This window comes from Rhizobium sp. SVR5-2C, assembly GCF_056755115.1.
This window is the reverse complement of sequence record NZ_JBNDHT010000025.1, coordinates 1-16,576: the sequence shown is the minus strand read 5'-3', so window position 1 is coordinate 16,576 and position 16,576 is coordinate 1. Positions and strand designations below refer to the sequence as shown.

Here is a 16,576-nt window from a genome sequence, read left to right as displayed (position 1 = left end):
AACGGCGCGCCTGCGCAATGCACCGATAGGCAGAAAAATCACCGGCGTCTCATCCCAACCGGGAACAAAAAAGACAGATGCGTGTTTATTGTCCATTCGTCACGGCGAATTGGAGGAATTCAAAACATGCTCGGAACAATACTTCTTATTATTCTTATTCTGCTCCTGCTTGGTGCCCTGCCGAATTGGGGTTATAGCCGTGGCTGGGGCTATGGACCTTCCGGCGGTTTGGGGCTAGTTCTCATTATCGTTCTTATCCTTGTTTTAATGGGCCGAATTTAGCGGCTTGTAACCTACGGAGAAAAGACATGATGAAGAAAATTGCCATTGTAGCCGCTATGGTAGGCGCACTTGCGGCCTGCACCCCGACTGAACAAGGAACGGCAATCGGCGCCGGCACTGGGGCGATCATTGGTGGCGCTGTGAGCAACAGCTGGGGCGGCGCTGCAGTCGGCGCTGTTGCCGGTGGTCTTGCTGGGGCGCTGATCGGCCAGTCCGTGGAACACCGCGGCTACTGCGTCTATCGCGACCGGTATGGCCGCCGCTACGAAGCACGTTGCCCACGCCGTTACTGAGAACTGCCATTAGAAGGGTTCAGACGGGCGCTTCGGCGCCCGTTTTTGTTTATGCTCGCCGTCAACAATATGTTGACGATCGGTCATGAAAGGCAAATCTACCGCGCTTCGGGCGTAAGGCGCATATTCTTTCTGAAGATCACGGCAGTAAGCCTGTGTAAGAAAGGAACGGGGTCTCATGGCTCAGATCATTTTGAATTCCGCTCTCGCCATACTTGTCGCGGCTGCATTTCTCACGACAACCGCCGCCGCCCTGCGCGGCGACGATCGGGCGGCGCAGAGAGTTCCGGTCAAGGCAAGGAACGAGCGCCACCGTAGGTGACGCAAGCTTCATCGCGCAGACTTAGACGAAGAACTGGCCGCCATTCGCCGTAATCGTCGATCCGGTGATGAAGCCGGCATCGTCCGACACGAGGAAGGTAACGCAGCGGGCGATTTCTTCCGGGTCGCCAAGGCGGCCGACAGGGATCTGAGGAATGATCTTTTCGTTGAGTACCTTCTCGGGAACGGCAAGAACCATTTCCGTACCGATATATCCCGGGCAGACGGCGTTGACTGTAATGTTCTTCGCCGCCCCTTCCTGCGCAAGGGCCTTCGTAAAGCCGAGATCGCCTGCCTTGGCGGCTGAGTAGTTCACCTGTCCCATCTGGCCCTTCTGGCCGTTGATGGACGAGATGTTGACGATCCGTCCGAAGCTGCGGTCGCGCATTCCGCCCCAGACCTGGTGCGTCATGTTGAACAGGCCCGTGAGGTTCGTATTGATGACGTCGTGCCACTGCTGCGGCGTCATCTTGTGGAACATTGCGTCGCGGGTGATGCCGGCATTGTTGACCAGCACTTCGACCGGACCGAGTTCGTCCGCTACTTTGTCGATGCCCTTACCGCAAGCGTCGTAATCCGAAACATCCCACTTGAAGACCGGAATGCCGGTCACCTCATGGAAGGCCCTCGCCTTTTCGTCATTGCCGGCATAGTTGGCAGCGACCCTGTATCCCGCGTTCCTGAGCGCCATCGAAATGGCGGCGCCGATTCCACGGGTGCCGCCGGTGACCAGAGCCACTCTGCTCATATTTCGCTCCCCTCGTTTTAGTTCCGCCTTTGCTCAGGCGCTGGTGAATCGTTGGTTCCAAGGTCTATTCAGAGCGCCTCGAAGCACATGGCGACGCCCATGCCGCCGCCGATGCAAAGAGTGGCAAGCCCCTTCTTTGCGCCACGCCGTTTCATTTCGAAGAGCAAGGTGTTGAGGACGCGCGCCCCGGATGCACCGATCGGATGGCCGATCGCAATTGCTCCTCCATTGACGTTGACGACTGCGGGATCCCAGCCAAGATCCTTGTTCACTGCGCAGGCTTGAGCCGCAAAGGCCTCATTTGCCTCGACCAGATCGAGGTCTCCGACAGACCAGCCTGCCTTCTCAAGCGCCTTGCGCGACGCAGGGATCGGGCCGGTGCCCATGACCTGGGGATCGACGCCGGCCGTTGCCCAGGAGACGATGCGTGCAAGCGGCTGAACCCCGCGCCTGCCGGCTTCTGCTTCCGTCATCAGCACGGCAGCTGCCGCACCGTCATTGATCCCTGAGGCGTTCCCTGCTGTTACCGTGCCGTCCTTATCGAAGGCCGGCCGAAGCTTCCCCATGGTATCGAGCGTTGCTCCGTGACGGATATATTCGTCGGCATCGACCGTCACATCACCCTTGCGCGTCTGTATGATGAAAGGAACGATCTCGTCCTTGAAGCGGCCCGCCTTCTGGGCAGCTTCGGCTTTATTCTGCGAGGAGACCGCGAACTCATCCTGATCGGCACGGGAGAGCTGCCACTGACGAGCGACGTTTTCGGCCGTGATGCCCATGTGGTAGCCATAGAAAGCATCCATCAGGCCGTCCTTGATCATGGTGTCGACCATTTTCATGTCGCCCATCTTGGTGCCACCGCGCAGGTGCGCGGCATGGGGTGCCATCGACATGGACTCCTGGCCACCGGCGACGATGATCTTTGCATCCCCCATGGCGATCTGCTGCATGCCGAGCGCCACGGCGCGCAGCCCCGAGCCGCAAAGCTGGTTCACGCCCCAGGCCGTCGCCTCCTTGGAAACCCCTGCTTTCATGGCCGCCTGGCGAGCCGGATTTTGCCCTTCTCCTGCTTGAAGCACCTGGCCGAGGATGACCTCGTCGACTTCCGCCGCATCAACGCCCGCACGCTCGAGCGCGCCCTTGATGGCAGTTGCTCCAAGCTCGTGCGCCGGGACAGTGGCGAATGCACCATTGAAAGAGCCGACCGCTGTGCGGGCTGCGCTGGCGATGACGATCGATGAATTGCTCATGGGGGCCTCCTCGTTTCCTTCATCATTTATAAGTTGAAACTGGCAAAGCTTTGGCGCCGAGTCAAACGGCAACACGATGACAACGCAATTTTCGTGAGCGCTTACGAAAATGCAATTTTATGCCTTTAGGCAAAGGAGTTGCCGCATCGCACAAAGAGATTGTCACCGGGCTTCTTTTGCGTCTACAGTCTGTAGCGGAGGAGTATCCATAACAATCAGACGGGGATCAGGAGACTGATATGGCCAAGAACGAGGGTCAGATAATTATCAAGAAATACGCCAACCGCCGCCTCTACAACACGGGCACCAGCACCTACGTGACGCTGGAAGATTTGGCGGAGATGGTAAAAAAGGGGGAGGACTTTACGGTACAGGATGCAAAGACCGGTGACGACATCACGCATTCGGTCTTGACCCAGATCATCTTCGAGCAGGAATCGAAGACAGGGAACACCTTGCTGCCTATTTCCTTCCTGCGTCAGCTCATCACCTATTATGGCGATCAAATGCAAATGGTGGTTCCGACCTTCCTGGAACATTCCATGCGCGCCTTCACCGAACAGCAGTCTCAGATGCGCGAGCAAGTGACCCGTGCCTTTGGCGAAACGCCGCTCGGCAAGAACCTGCAGCTGCCGATGCAGATGGTCGAAGAGCAGGTCCGCCGCAACACCGAGATGTTCCAGCAGGCCATGCAAATGTTCTCTCCGTTTATGACGCCCCCTGCAAAGGAGACGAAAAAGACAGAGTCGAAGGACATCGACGAGCTGAAGGAACAGCTGCGGGCGCTGCAGAACAAACTCGATAGTCTTTAAGGCTCAGAGCCCGATCGACACATCGCGCCCGGCGCTGCGGATCGAAACGGCAAATCCGCCGATCACGTCTATCAGCGCAACCGTCATCAGGATGAAGAATACCTGCGTTGCCGCGTCCTGCACGAGCAGGAACTCGACCAGGAAGGCGATGAATACCAGCATCGACAACATATGGTTGACTAGGCTGCCGGATCCGTGGCGGGTAGCCCGCAAGAGCTCGAAAAACAGAACCACCAGAGCCACGACGATGAAGAGATCGCCAAGCGACATGCTCCAGATCGCACCGGAAATCATCGAAAGAACGATGACGTCCTGTTGAAGCGCGGGAATACCACCGCTGCCCATCAAGCCGAGCATCGCCATATTGTAAAGAATAAACGGAATTACCATCAACGGCACTGCAGCGATCATCTTGTCATTTCCCCCTCTTTGACGAGGGGAATACTGCAGCAGATCTCGACGCAACTTCAAGTCGTCGTAATAGATAAATGCTCAAAAGCAAAAGGCCGGCGTTGAAGCCGGCCTTTTAAATCCTCGCGGACCAGAACCTGAAAGCTTATGCGCTTTCCTTCGGCGTCAGAACCTGACGGCCGCGATACATACCGGTCTTCAGATCGATATGATGCGGACGGCGCAGTTCGCCGGAGTTCTTGTCTTCAACATAAGTCGGAGCCTTGAGTGCGTCTGCAGAACGGCGCATACCGCGCTTGGACGGGCTCGTTTTTCTCTTCGGTACAGCCATTTTTACATACTCCAATTCACAGGCAACACATTCCCGGCCAAGCTGGCGGCCGAAACGGACGTATCGCGATTTCGGAAATTTCGCGCGCTTATACATGCCTTGAAGTTGGTTGACCAGTCCCCAAACGCATTTTTTGCGATTCTGGCGAATGACGGTTCAGGCTTCGTCTTCAGGGACGATCCAGGGCTCGGCCCGGGCGGCAGCTTCCCACTTCAACCAGGCGGGATGCGCCTTCACGGCCGCCATGTAACTCAGCGTATCGCCGGCGGTCACGAGAACATAGACATCGAAGCGGTTGACGACCGGGGCAAACATCGCATCGGCGGCCGAGAAGGCACCGAAAAGGAAGGGACCGCCGGAGGCGGCGCGCATTTCCCGCCAGACCGTTTCGATGCGCGCAACGTCGTCCATCACGCCATCGGGAAGCGCAATCTTGGCCCTCGCGCGCCGGATATTCATCGGGCAAGCACCTCTGAGCGCCCGGAAGCCCGAGAGCATCTCCATGGAGACCGAGCGCGCCACCGCGCGCTGTGCGCGATCCCTGGGCCAGAGCCCCGCTTCCGGATAGAGCTCGGACACATACTCGATGATGGAAAGAGATTCCCAGACCTGCAGATTGCCGTGACGCAGAACCGGGACCCTGCCCGTCGGCGAGATTTCCCTGAAGCGCGGATTGCCTGCGGGAAAATCAAAGGGGATCAGAATTTCCTCGAAGGGAATTCCGGCCGCTTCCATCGCAATCCATGGCCGGAGCGACCATGAGGAATAATTTTTGTTGCCAATATAGAGAGTAAGCTTGTCCATGGGCCATCCGCGCTTTGATTTCGAAGCGAACTTACCGGCGCCCTGCGGCGGCGACCAATGAATAATTCATGCCCTAGTCATAAATGCATCTGATGTAATCGCCGGACCCTTGGGCCCGGCGCTCGATGACGGCTGCAAGCCTCCGAAGGCCACGGCCGGGTTTACCGGCCTTGCGATCGATCGGGTTCGGAAGGGAAACGGCCAGAAGGGCAGCCTGGCGCCGCGACAGCTTGGAAGCGGGTACCTTGAAGTGATAACGCGCCGCCGCCTCGATGCCGTAAATGCCCGGTCCCCACTCGGCGATGTTGAGATAGATCTCCATCAGCCGGCGCTTCGTCCAGACGAGATCCGAAGCCACCGCCAACGGCAGTTCGAGCGCCTTGCGCACAAAGGAGCGGCTGTTCCACAAAAACAGGTTCTTGGCCGTCTGCATGGGAATTGTGCTGCCGCCGCGAGTGCTTTCGCCATTGAGCGTATCTTCGACCAGCATACGCATTTCCCCCCAGTCCACACCGTCGTGGAAGCAGTATTGCCCATCCTCGGACATCATCACCGACTGGACGAGAACCGGCGAGATGTCATCGATAGAGACCCATTGCCGGTCGTAACCCCGCAAAAGCAAGAGATCACGCAGCATCAGGGTCGAGACGGGGTGAATGAAAGGGACAAGATAAACGAAGATCAGGACGTAAGGCAGGATCAGAAGTCCGGCTATCGCAAGGACGATGCGCATCATGATCGATCGGCTCTGAAGCCAAGCGAACAAACGGCGATGAGCCGGCATCGCAATGCTGTCCTCTCTTTCCGGCGTAATATCCAATCTGCGAGCCCGACCTGTTCCCTGCGTTCTCATACCGTTTGCCGGGCTTGAAGGCCAGAGCGCAACCGAAAACTTGCCTCAGTCATCTACAATTCCATTGCAACCGCGCTGCTGCTCGTGCCAAAGAGCGCGCATGGACGCGAGCCCCGAAGCCTTCGAAACACGCTTGAAAACCAACGCCCGGGAAATCGAGGCGGTGCTGGACAGGCTGCTTTCCGAACGCATGCTCGGCGACGAAATCGCCCGCCCCGAAAATCTGAGGGCGGCGATGCATTATGCGGTGCTGAACGGCGGCAAACGGCTGCGTCCGTTCCTCGTCGTGGAGAGCGCACTTCTCCTCGGCGGAGACAAGCGAGCAGCCTTGAGAGTGGGTGCGGCGCTCGAATGCGTTCACTGCTACTCCCTCGTCCATGACGATCTGCCCGCCATGGACGACGACGACCTGCGCCGCGGCAAACCGACGGTTCACATCGCCTTCGATGAAGCCACCGCAATCCTCGCAGGCGACAGTCTTTTGACCTATGCCTTCGACATCATCGCCGCTGACGAAACGAAACTTCCCGATCAGAGCAAGGTGGCTCTGACCCTTGTGCTCGCGCGCGCCGCGGGTTTGGGTGGGATGGCCGGCGGCCAGGCACTGGATCTCGCCGCGGAGAAGAACGCGCCCGGCGAGCCGGGTATCGTTACATTGCAGGCGATGAAGACCGGAGCCTTGATCCGCTTTGCCTGTGAGGCAGGTGCGATCGTCGCGGGCGCGCCGAGCGATGACCGCAAGCGTCTGCGCGCCTTCGGCGAGAAGATCGGGCTCGCCTTCCAGCTCGCAGACGATCTTCTCGATCTCACCTCGGATGCCGCCACAATGGGCAAGGCGACGGGCAAGGATGCCAGACGTGGCAAGGGCACGCTGGTTGGCCTCCATGGCATCGATTGGGCCGAAGCCAGGCTTGCTGAGCATGTGCGCGAGGCCGAAGCACTGCTGTCTCCTTACGCCGAGCGCAGCGCCATCCTGGCCGAAGCAGCCCGCTTCATTGCCGGACGCAAGAGCTGAAAAAGCGTCACCGGGACAATATTTTCACCGACATGCGAGACGCGGTCTCTTGTCTGTCGCCGGGAGCTCGGCCTAGAAAACGGAGCACACAGCCACCCGGCCGAACAAGAGACGCAAGATGCGCGAAACCCTGTCCTATCTGCCGCAAATTCTCCCTGCCTACATCGCTTATATCATCGCCGTCATCAGCCCCGGCCCGGCGATCATGGCGATCGTGTCCACCTCGATGACGCAGGGCCGCAAAGCGGGCATGACGATCGCGCTTGGGATTTTCGGCGGCTCCTTCACCTGGGCCTGCGCTGCCGCCCTCGGGCTTGCGACCATTCTGCAGACCTATGCCATCGCTCTGGAAATCCTGAAGGTCTTCGGCGGGCTCTATCTGCTTTACCTCGCCTACAAGGCCTTTAAGGCGATGCGCGCCGGCGAGGATATTCCACGGGCGGCGGAAGAAAGGAAGCTCTCGACCAAAGCCCTGTTGTTGCGTGGTTACGGCATCCACGTCACCAATCCCAAGGCAATCTTCGCCTGGCTTGCGATCATCGCGCTCGGCATGCCGCAAGGCGCTCCGGCTTCGGTTGCCGTGCTCATCATCGCCGTCTGCATGATTACCGGCTTTACGATCTTCATGGGATATGCGGCGCTGTTTTCGACGCCGCATGCGCTGAAGGTCTATCGCGGGCTACGCCGCTGGATCGAAGGCGCGATGTCTGCCTTCTACTGCTTTGCAGGATTGAAGCTACTCACCAGTCGGATCTAATTGGCTTATTCAGCAGCGGTCTTCTGGCCGAAACGCTTTTCTATGTAGTCGACGACCAGCGCCTCGAAGTCCGAAGCAATCTTCGGGCCGCGCAGCGTCAGCGCCTTCTTGCCGTCGATGAAAACCGGTGCGGCCGGCGTTTCGCCGGTGCCGGGCAGTGAAATGCCGATATCGGCATGCTTGCTTTCTCCCGGGCCGTTGACGATGCAGCCCATGACCGCGACGTTCAGCGCTTCGACGCCCGGATATTTCTCGCGCCAGACCGGCATGTTCTTGCGGATGTCGTTCTGGATGTTCTGCGCCAGCTCCTGGAAAACCGTCGAAGTGGTACGGCCGCAACCCGGGCAGGCGGCAACAACCGGCACGAACTGCCGGAAACCCATGACTTGCAGCAGTTCCTGCGCCACCTGCACTTCGCGCGTGCGGTCGCCATTCGGCTCCGGGGTCAGCGACACGCGGATCGTATCGCCGATGCCGTGCTGGAGCACGTAGCCCATTGCTGCCGACGAGGCGACGATGCCCTTGGTACCCATGCCCGCTTCGGTGAGCCCGAGATGAAGAGCGTGATCGGAGCGCTCCGACAGCATCGAATAGACGGCGATCAGATCCTGAACCTGGCTGACCTTGGCCGACAGGATGATGCGGTTGCGCGGCAGGCCGATCTCTTCTGCAAGATTGGCCGAGATCAGCGCCGATTGCACGATTGCCTCGCGGGTGACCTGACGGGCCGAAAGCGGCGAGCCTGCCTCGGCGTTCTGATCCATCAGCGCCGTCAGGAGGTCTTGGTCGAGCGAACCCCAATTGACGCCGATGCGCACCGGCTTGTCGTAGCGGATCGCCATCTCGATAATTTCGGCGAACTGCTTGTCCTTCTTGTCCTTGAAGCCGACATTGCCGGGATTGATCCGGTATTTCGCAAGCGCTTCGGCGCAGGCCGGGTGATCGGCAAGCAGCTTGTGGCCGATATAGTGGAAATCGCCGACAAGCGGCACATCCAGGCCGAGGCGCAACAGCCGCTCGCGAATCTTCGGAACGGCAGCAGCGCTTTCATCGCGATCGACGGTGATGCGCACGAGTTCGGACCCGGCCTTGAAGAGGGCTGCCACCTGCGCAACCGTGGAATCGACATCCGCCGTATCGGTATTCGTCATCGACTGCACGACGACCGGCGCACCGCCGCCGACGATGACGCCACCGACGTCGACAGCGACGGAAGCCCGGCGCGGTTTCGGATCAAAATCGCTGGCTGAGGACATGGATAGAGCTCTTGAACCCTTCAAATTCGTGCTTTCAGGTGGATCATACCCGCTTTCTTGTCAACGCCCAACGCATCACTTTTGCTTGGCGGTGCTAGTGGCCACTGCCGGAAATGCCGTCTGCGTAGCGTGCAAGCCTTGAGAAGATCAGCACGACGACCAGCAACACCGGCAACGCCATGAAGACCACTCCGAAACCGACATGTTCGGCCACGAAACCGATTACAGACGGTGCGACCAGCATGCCGGAATAGCCCATCGTCGTGACGACCGAGAGACCGATTCCTGCTTTCAGGCCGGGAACATTGCCCGCCGCAGAAAAGGCGATCGGCACCATGTTCGAAATGCCGATCCCGCAGAATGCAAAACCCATGATCGCGATCTCGGCGCTCGGCGCGAAAGCGGCGGCGAGCATACCGACAATGGCAAAGAGGGTGCAGACGCGCAGCGTCTTGACCGCGCCGAGCCGGTCTCGCACCAGATCGCCGGCGAAACGCATGATGGCCATCGTCAATGAAAAGGCGGCAAAACCGAAGCCGGAAAGAGCCACGGAAGCACTCAGCTCCTGACGGAGGTAAAGCGCACCCCAGTCCAGCACCGCACCTTCCGGAACCATCGAAAAGAGAGCCATCAATCCCAGCAGCCAGGGCAGAGGGTCGATCGGCAGCCGCGTCTTCTCTTTCTTCTCGTCCGGATGCGGTGGATCGGAAAGGATGATCGCCCAGGCGCCAGCCAGGAAAATCAGCGCGAGCAAAGTCGCAAGTCCGGCGTGGCCGAGGACGCCGAATTTGGCGATGACGAAGCCGCCAAGGCCTGAGCCGATCAGGCCTCCGAGGCTCCAAAAGGCATGGCAAGACGACATGATCGCCCGGCGCATCGATTTTTCAACGGCAACCGCATTGGCGTTCATGGCGACATCCATCGCACCGATGAAGCCGCCGAACAGGAAAAGCGCAATTGCCGCGGTGACGACATTCGACGCCACCGTCAGCGCGAGAAGGATCGGCAGCACGCAAATTGCAGTTGCCCGTGAAATCACGCGCGATCCATGCTTGGCGATCTGTGCGCCGGCAATCGGCATCATCGTCAGGGACCCGAGGCCGAACACCAGTATCATCAAGCCAAGCTGAAACTTCGTCAGTTGCAGCCGTTCGGCGAAGTCCGGAATCTTCGGTGCCCAGCTACCGACGACAAACCCGTTCATCAGGAACAGCAGCGAAACAGCAACCCTGCTTTTCGGCAGGAAGCCGCGCCTTACGCCGTTAACAACATTTGGAGGATTATCCATCGTAGTACCGTCTTCCTTCCGCAACCGGCGTTAAGCCGGCTCGCAAACGTAAATCAACGCGCCTTCTGCGCTTTCACTGTCCGGCAGCCCCGCTCGCGAAAGGCCGCAAGCAGCGCCTCGTCGGCATCGTGCTCCACCACAAGGCATTCGCACTGCACGATCGGCAGAATGCTGTGTGGAGCCGCTGTTCCGAATTTTTCCGAAGTCGCAGCAACCAGAACCTTCCTGCTCTTCGACGTCGCAAACCGCTTGAACTCGGCGTCCTCAAAGCCGAAGGTCGTGACACCCGCCTCCAGGTCGACGCCGCAGGCACCGAGAATGCAAAGGTCGGGCGAGAACTGCTCCATATCCCGCATTGCCTTGGCGCCGAGGGCACCGCCCACCTGCCGATCGACCATACCGCCAATCAGAATGACATCGACGCCGGGCTTGTCGATCAAGGCGGCGGCAATTGCCGGAGCGTTCGTTGCAGCCGTCAGCGCCAGGTCGGCGGGTAATGCATTGGCGATCGCAAGATTCGTGCTTCCGGCGTCAAAGAATACTGTCGAGCCTGGGGCTATCTGCGAGACGGCGGCCTCAGCCAGCATTTCCTTGCGATCGAGCGCGATGCCTATGCGTTGCGTCAGGCTCCCGCCTGCAGGCGAAATCGGCAGCGCGCCGCCATAGACCCGCTCGCAAAGGCCTGCGGCTGCCATCTCACGCAGATCCCGGCGGATCGTGTCTTCCGAAACCCCGAATTCCAGGGCAAGTTCCGCTGCGAGCACGCGGCCTTTCGCTTGAAGCTTTCCCGATATGATGCTCTGCCGCTCCTTGAGGAGCATTTCATGCGTGTTCATGCTCGATTAGCCCGCCGGATACAAATTCAACCGTATAATCGTGCATAAACGTATATGATCGTGCAGACAACAGGCATCCGTCACACGATTTCTGACAACCTGAAACAAGCCGCGCCAAAAACCGAAATAAATGAGAAAAATATTCGCACTTGCCCAATTTCTTTGCAGTTTTCTACGCTTCGTGCTGCGCTATTTTCTGCAATCTATCCATCATTGAATTCCTCCAGAATGGACACGCAAAAAATGAAACTGCTCAAGACCATCGCCGCCGCAGCCCTCCTCTCTGCAGCTGCCTTTGCTTCGGCTCAAGCCGGCGACAATCTCAACGCCATCAAGTCCGCAGGGGTCCTGAAGATTGGCACGGAAGGCACCTATGCGCCTTTCACCTATCATGACGGAAGCAACAAGCTGGTCGGCTTCGACGTCGAGATCGGCGAAGCAATTGCCGCCAAGCTCGGCGTCAAGCCTGAATTCGTCGAAGGCAAGTGGGACGGCTTGATCGCTGGCCTCGACTCCGAGCGCTACGACACCGTTATCAATCAGGTCGGCATCACCGATGCCCGCAAGCAGAAGTACGACTTCTCCGAGCCTTACATCGCGTCCAAGGCCGTGCTCATCGCCCGCGCCGACGACGACAGCATCAAGAGCTTCGCGGACCTGAAGGGCAAGAAGTCTGCCCAGTCTCTGACGAGCAATTTCGGCAAGCTTGCCGAGCAGTCCGGCGCCGAACTCGTCGGCACTGACGGCTTCGACCAGTCGATCCAGCTGGTGCTGACCGGCCGTGCCGATGCGACGATCAATGACAGCCTCTCCTTCCTGGACTTCAAGAAGCACAAGCCGGACGCAAACGTGAAGATCGCCGCCCAGCAGGAGAACGCCGATTATTCCGGCATCATCATCCGCAAGGGCGAGCCGGAGCTGCTGGACGCAATCAACAAGGCGCTGGTGGAAATCAAGGCCGACGGCACCTACAAGAAGATTGCTGACAAGTATTTCGGTCAGGACGTTTCGAAGTAAGTCAGGCCTATACAAAAGGCCCCCTCCCCAACCCCTCCCCACAAGGGGAGGGGCTTTTTATTGGCCGTTCCGTAATCAAGGACCGCGCCAATGGGGGTGATTAGCTGTTTTATGCCCGTACGACGCATCCTCTAAGCCCCTCCCCCTTGTGGGGAGGGGCTGGGGAAGGGTATTCCACGTCAACGCATCAACCCGCGAGAGGGAATACCCCGTGCCGCACTGGCTTCAATTGATGGTGGAATCGCTGCCTACGCTTCTTTGGGGCGGCATCAAGTTCACGATCCCACTGACGCTGCTTTCCTTTTTGTTCGGGCTGATCCTTGGCTTGATCACCGCCGTCGCGCGGCTATTCGCTCCGGCGCCGGTTGCGGCCGTTGCCCGCTTCTATGTCTGGATCATCCGCGGCACGCCGCTGCTCGTACAGCTTTTCGTCATCTTCTACGGCCTGCCGAGCATTGGCATCCTTCTCGATGCCTTCCCGGCAGCCCTCATCGGCTTCACGCTGAATATTGGCGCCTACAGCTCCGAGATCATCCGTGCCGTCATCTCCTCCGTGCCCAAGGGTCAATGGGAAGCCGCTTATTCGATCGGCATGAACTGGCGGCAGGCCATGAGCCGCACGATCCTGCCGCAGGCCGGCCGCGTCGCCGTGCCTCCACTTTCGAATACCTTCATCTCGCTGGTCAAGGACACGTCGCTGGCGGCCGCGATCACCGTGCCTGAGCTTTTCCAGGCGGCACAGCGCATCGTTGCGACCACTTACGAACCGCTTATCCTCTACATCGAGGCTGCTTTGATATACCTTGCTTTGAGCTCCGTTCTATCTGCGCTGCAGGTGCGGCTCGAGCGCCGCTTTGCGCGCTACGGCGGCATGCTGGAGGCAAATGCATGATCGAGCTTTCTCACATCGAAAAGCGCTTCGGTGATGCCATCATCCTGAAGGACATCAGCATCCGCATCCCGGAAGGTAGCGTCACAGCCCTCGTCGGCCCATCCGGCGGCGGCAAGAGCACTCTGCTCCGCTGCATCAATCTCTTGGAGATTCCGACCGCAGGCGCCATCCGCCTCGGTGAGGAGACGCTCTCCTTCGCGCCCGGAAAGCGCGTCGCCTGGCCAGCGATCCAGAAGATCCGCCGCCAGACGGGCATGGTCTTCCAGAATTTCCAGCTCTTTCCGCATCAAACCGCGATCGAAAATGTCATGGAGGGTCTCGTAACCGTCCTCAAATGGCCGAAGGACAGGGCACATGCCCGCGCCATGGAATTGCTGACCAAGGTCGGCATGGCGCATAAGGCAGATGCTTGGCCCGCGACACTTTCCGGCGGCCAGCAACAGCGCGTCGCGATTGCCCGCGCGCTGGCGCCCTCACCGCGCGTCCTGCTCTGCGACGAGCCGACCTCGGCCCTCGATCCGGAGCTGTCGGCGGAAGTGGTGGAAGTATTGGCTCAGCTTGCCCGCGAAGGCACGACCATGGCCATGGCGACGCATGATCTGCGGCTCGCCTCAAAGATCGCCAACAACGTCGTGTTCCTGGAAGCGGGAAGCGTCGTCGAGACCGGCGCGGCAAAGACCATCTTCACCGCGCCCGAACGCGAGCGCACCAAACGCTTCATTTCGACGATCAACGCCGCCCATACCTACGATATCTGAGAAAAGCCGGGATCGTCCGAAACAATCCCGGCTTCACCGTAAGCCCATCAGGCGGCTGCGGTGACGACGGCGCGTGCCGCCTTCAGCGCATTGCCCCACCAGCTCAGCTGGTCAAGCATGTTCTTGGCGGCTTCGTTCAGGTGCGCGTAGTCGCCGAGGCTCTTGCCTTCCTTGACGACGCTCAGATATTCCGGGAAGGAAATGTGCACGCCCGTCTTTACCGAAGCGGCGCTCATTTCCACGAATACCAAACGAAGCTGCTCTACGGCGCGAGCGCCGCCGACACCGCCGTAGCCGACGAAGCCGACCGGCTTCTGGATAAAATCGCCCAGATCGATGGCATTCTTCAAAACGGCGGTCGGCCCATGATTGTATTCGGCGACAGTGAAGATGAAGCCGTCGAATTCGCGCAGCTTTTTCTTCCAGCGTTCCGCCGTCTCGCTTTCGGCTTCCGAGGCACGCGCTTCACCGAAGAAGGGCATGGGATAGTCGAGAAGATCGAGCACCTCGACCTCAAATTCCGGCCGCTTCCGGGCAATGTCGGCAATCCACTTCGCCGGATGATCGGCGAAGCGGCCAATGCGTGTGCTTCCAACGATGACTGCAATCTTGATCTTACTCATTTCAACCCTTTCTCTATTCACAAAACAAAAAAGGGCGGCTCCAAAAGCCGCCCTCAACCCTTCAGCTGCCGGTCAGCCCGCATAGGCAACAAGCAAATCCTTTGCGTCGATCTGATCGCCCGCCCTCACCAGCACTTCGGCAATCGTGCCGTCCTTCTCGGCGTGGATCGCCGTTTCCATCTTCATGGCTTCGATGGAGACCAGCACATCGCCCGCGCTGACGGCCTGGCCCGGCGAGACGAAGACGCGGGAAATGACGCCCGGCATCGGGGCACCGACATGGGCCGCATTGCCCGTCTCCGCCTTGCGGCGGGCGGCGGCACCCGACGCACCGTGCGCGCGGTCCGGAACCTTGATGCGGCGTGGCTGGCCGTTGAGCTCGAAGAAGACCGTGACCATGCCCTGGTCGTCGGTGCCACCCATCGCCTGGTTGACGATGACCAGCGTCTTGCCCTTTTCGATATCGGCAAAGAGTTCCTCGCCATCCGCAAGGCCGTAGAAATAGGCAGGCGTCGGCAAAACCGAAACCGGGCCATAGGTCTCGGAAGCCGAGGCGAAATCGGTGAAGACCTTCGGATACATCAGGTAGGATGCGAACTCGAAATCGCTGATTTGACGCTCCAGCTTGGTTTCGATCGCCTTGCGCTCGGCATCGAGATCGGCGTCTTCGAGCAGCGAGCCGGGGCGCACCGTATAGGGCGTTTCGCCTTTCAGCGCCTTCTTCTGCAGGGCTTCCGGCCATCCGCCCGGTGGCTGGCCGAGATCGCCCTTCAGCATCGAAACGACCGATTCGGGGAACGACACTTCCTTTTCCGGATTGACGACATCGGCAACGGTGAGGTCCTGCGAGACCATCATCAGCGCCATGTCGCCGACCACCTTGGACGACGGCGTCACCTTGACGATATCGCCGAACATCTGGTTGGCGTCGGCATAGGCCTGCGCGACGCGGTGCCAGCGGGTCTCGAGGCCGAGCGAGCGGGCCTGCTCCTTGAGGTTGGTGAACTGGCCACCCGGCATTTCATGCAGGTAGACTTCGGACGCCGGTCCCTTGAGATCGCTCTCGAAGGCCGCGTACTGATGACGCACCGCTTCCCAGTAGAAGGATATCCGGCGGATCCATTCCGGATCGAGCCCCGGATCGCGCTCGGAACCGCGCAGCGCTTCGACGATCGAGCCCAGGCACGGCTGCGAGGTGTTGCCGGACAGCGCATCCATGGCGGCATCGACAGCGTCGACGCCGGCATCGACCGCCGCAAGCACGGTTGCCGCAGCAATCCCGGACGTATCATGGGTATGGAAGTGGATCGGCAGGCTGGTTGCTTCCCGCAGCGCCTTGAAGAGAACCTTGGCTGCCGCCGGCTTCAGCAGGCCGGCCATGTCCTTCAGCGCGATGATGTGAGCGCCGGCTTTCTCGAGCTGAACGGCGAGATCGGCATAGTATTTCAGGTCATACTTCGGACGCGCGGAATTCAGGATGTCGCCGGTATAGCAGATCGCCGCTTCGCAGAGCTTGTTCTCCTCGGCCACCGCATCCATCGACACGCGCATGTTCTCGACCCAGTTCAGGCAATCGAAAACGCGGAAAAGGTCGATACCGCCCTTGGCCGCCTGACGGACGAAATATTTGACGACATTGTCGGGATAGTTCTTGTAGCCGACGCCGTTGGCGCCGCGCAGCAGCATCTGCAGAAGCAGATTGGGGGCGCCCTCGCGGATCAGCGCCAGTCGCTCCCACGGGTCTTCGGTGAGGAAGCGCATGGAGACGTCGAAGGTCGCTCCGCCCCAGCACTCCAGCGACAACAGGTTGGGCAGCGCATGCGCATAGATGCCGGCGATGCGGGCAATGTCATGGGTGCGAATACGCGTGGCAAGGAGCGACTGGTGTCCGTCACGCATCGTCGTGTCGGTCACCAGCACGCGCTTCTCGTTTCGCATCCACTCGCCGAACTTCTTCGGACCGAGCCTATCCAGCAACTGTTTCGTGCCGTCTGGAATGCCGCCGCCGTTGGTGTAGGGCACGACCGGT

20 protein-coding genes are annotated in these 16,576 nt (G+C 59.6%); 9 read left to right on the top strand and 11 right to left on the bottom strand.

The window, feature by feature from the left end:
- The first annotated feature begins 126 nt into the window (after positions 1-126).
- From ACPYOI_RS09810 to ACPYOI_RS09800, 3 genes are all read left to right on the top strand, one after another.
- On the top strand, positions 127-282 hold the full coding sequence (locus ACPYOI_RS09810) for a DUF3309 family protein (protein WP_168831772.1): 156 nt from the start codon (positions 127-129) through the stop codon (positions 280-282).
- 26 nt (positions 283-308) lie between these two features.
- Positions 309-575, top strand: a complete 267-nt coding sequence (locus ACPYOI_RS09805; protein ID WP_481419085.1) for a YMGG-like glycine zipper-containing protein — start codon at positions 309-311, stop codon at positions 573-575.
- 178 nt (positions 576-753) lie between these two features.
- Positions 754-897 carry a hypothetical protein gene (locus tag ACPYOI_RS09800; protein ID WP_481419086.1) on the top strand — a complete coding sequence of 48 codons (144 nt, stop codon included), beginning with the start codon at positions 754-756 and terminating at the stop codon, positions 895-897.
- A 21-nt stretch (positions 898-918) separates the two neighbouring features.
- Here ACPYOI_RS09800 and phbB read toward each other — a convergent pair whose 3' ends face one another.
- Positions 919-1,644: an acetoacetyl-CoA reductase gene (gene phbB / locus ACPYOI_RS09795; protein ID WP_481419087.1), complete on the bottom strand. Its 726-nt coding sequence runs from the start codon at positions 1,642-1,644 to the stop codon at positions 919-921.
- Between the two features lie 68 nt (positions 1,645-1,712).
- Positions 1,713-2,894 (bottom strand): acetyl-CoA C-acetyltransferase, encoded by a 1,182-nt coding sequence (locus tag ACPYOI_RS09790; protein WP_481419088.1) that lies wholly within the window; start codon positions 2,892-2,894, stop codon positions 1,713-1,715.
- 239 nt (positions 2,895-3,133) lie between these two features.
- Here ACPYOI_RS09790 and phaR point away from each other — a divergent pair, with 239 nt between their 5' ends.
- Positions 3,134-3,706, top strand: coding sequence for a polyhydroxyalkanoate synthesis repressor PhaR (gene phaR, locus ACPYOI_RS09785; RefSeq protein ID WP_481419089.1), 573 nt, complete (start codon positions 3,134-3,136; stop codon positions 3,704-3,706).
- A 3-nt stretch (positions 3,707-3,709) separates the two neighbouring features.
- On the opposite strand, the gene ACPYOI_RS09780 is transcribed toward phaR, so the two are convergent.
- The 4 genes from ACPYOI_RS09780 to mtgA all read right to left on the bottom strand — a co-directional run bounded on the left by ACPYOI_RS09780 (position 3,710) and on the right by mtgA (position 6,072).
- Complete coding sequence (locus ACPYOI_RS09780) at positions 3,710-4,117, bottom strand: hypothetical protein (protein ID WP_168831777.1); 408 nt, start codon at positions 4,115-4,117, stop codon at positions 3,710-3,712.
- 145 nt (positions 4,118-4,262) lie between these two features.
- Positions 4,263-4,448, bottom strand: coding sequence for a 50S ribosomal protein L32 (gene rpmF, locus ACPYOI_RS09775; RefSeq protein ID WP_003543812.1), 186 nt, complete (start codon positions 4,446-4,448; stop codon positions 4,263-4,265).
- A gap of 156 nt (positions 4,449-4,604) precedes the next feature.
- Complete coding sequence (locus tag ACPYOI_RS09770; RefSeq protein ID WP_481422833.1) at positions 4,605-5,252, bottom strand: glutathione S-transferase family protein; 648 nt, start codon at positions 5,250-5,252, stop codon at positions 4,605-4,607.
- Between the two features lie 73 nt (positions 5,253-5,325).
- Entirely contained in the window at positions 5,326-6,072 is a 747-nt protein-coding gene (gene mtgA, locus ACPYOI_RS09765; RefSeq protein ID WP_481419091.1) for a monofunctional biosynthetic peptidoglycan transglycosylase, read from the bottom strand.
- Positions 6,073-6,205: 133 nt separating this feature from the next.
- Between mtgA and ACPYOI_RS09760 the strand changes: the two genes are divergently transcribed.
- Positions 6,206-7,120: a polyprenyl synthetase family protein gene (locus tag ACPYOI_RS09760; protein ID WP_481422832.1), complete on the top strand. Its 915-nt coding sequence runs from the start codon at positions 6,206-6,208 to the stop codon at positions 7,118-7,120.
- Positions 7,121-7,238: 118 nt separating this feature from the next.
- The gene (locus ACPYOI_RS09755) at positions 7,239-7,877 is read left to right on the top strand and encodes a LysE family translocator (protein WP_481419738.1); all 639 of its coding nucleotides are present in this window, start codon (positions 7,239-7,241) and stop codon (positions 7,875-7,877) included.
- 5 nt (positions 7,878-7,882) lie between these two features.
- Here the strand turns inward: ACPYOI_RS09755 and ispG are convergent, their stop codons facing one another.
- From ispG to ACPYOI_RS09740, 3 genes are all read right to left on the bottom strand, one after another.
- Entirely contained in the window at positions 7,883-9,133 is a 1,251-nt protein-coding gene (gene ispG / locus ACPYOI_RS09750) for a flavodoxin-dependent (E)-4-hydroxy-3-methylbut-2-enyl-diphosphate synthase (protein ID WP_481419737.1), read from the bottom strand.
- A 94-nt stretch (positions 9,134-9,227) separates the two neighbouring features.
- The gene (locus tag ACPYOI_RS09745) at positions 9,228-10,421 is read right to left on the bottom strand and encodes an MFS transporter (protein ID WP_481419736.1); all 1,194 of its coding nucleotides are present in this window, start codon (positions 10,419-10,421) and stop codon (positions 9,228-9,230) included.
- A gap of 53 nt (positions 10,422-10,474) precedes the next feature.
- Positions 10,475-11,257 carry a DeoR/GlpR family DNA-binding transcription regulator gene (locus tag ACPYOI_RS09740; protein ID WP_481419735.1) on the bottom strand — a complete coding sequence of 261 codons (783 nt, stop codon included), beginning with the start codon at positions 11,255-11,257 and terminating at the stop codon, positions 10,475-10,477.
- 243 nt (positions 11,258-11,500) lie between these two features.
- Here ACPYOI_RS09740 and ACPYOI_RS09735 point away from each other — a divergent pair, with 243 nt between their 5' ends.
- The 3 genes from ACPYOI_RS09735 to ACPYOI_RS09725 all read left to right on the top strand — a co-directional run bounded on the left by ACPYOI_RS09735 (position 11,501) and on the right by ACPYOI_RS09725 (position 13,924).
- Positions 11,501-12,274: an amino acid ABC transporter substrate-binding protein gene (locus tag ACPYOI_RS09735; RefSeq protein ID WP_481419734.1), complete on the top strand. Its 774-nt coding sequence runs from the start codon at positions 11,501-11,503 to the stop codon at positions 12,272-12,274.
- Positions 12,275-12,485: 211 nt separating this feature from the next.
- On the top strand, positions 12,486-13,166 hold the full coding sequence (locus tag ACPYOI_RS09730) for an amino acid ABC transporter permease (protein ID WP_481419733.1): 681 nt from the start codon (positions 12,486-12,488) through the stop codon (positions 13,164-13,166).
- Entirely contained in the window at positions 13,163-13,924 is a 762-nt protein-coding gene (locus ACPYOI_RS09725; protein WP_481419732.1) for an amino acid ABC transporter ATP-binding protein, read from the top strand. Before ACPYOI_RS09730 ends, ACPYOI_RS09725 begins: the two co-directional genes overlap by 4 nt.
- A gap of 47 nt (positions 13,925-13,971) precedes the next feature.
- Here ACPYOI_RS09725 and ACPYOI_RS09720 read toward each other — a convergent pair whose 3' ends face one another.
- Complete coding sequence (locus ACPYOI_RS09720) at positions 13,972-14,547, bottom strand: NADPH-dependent FMN reductase (protein WP_481419731.1); 576 nt, start codon at positions 14,545-14,547, stop codon at positions 13,972-13,974.
- Positions 14,548-14,619: 72 nt separating this feature from the next.
- A partial coding sequence (gene pyc / locus ACPYOI_RS09715) for a pyruvate carboxylase (protein ID WP_481422831.1) occupies positions 14,620-16,576 on the bottom strand: 1,957 nt, incomplete at its 5' end.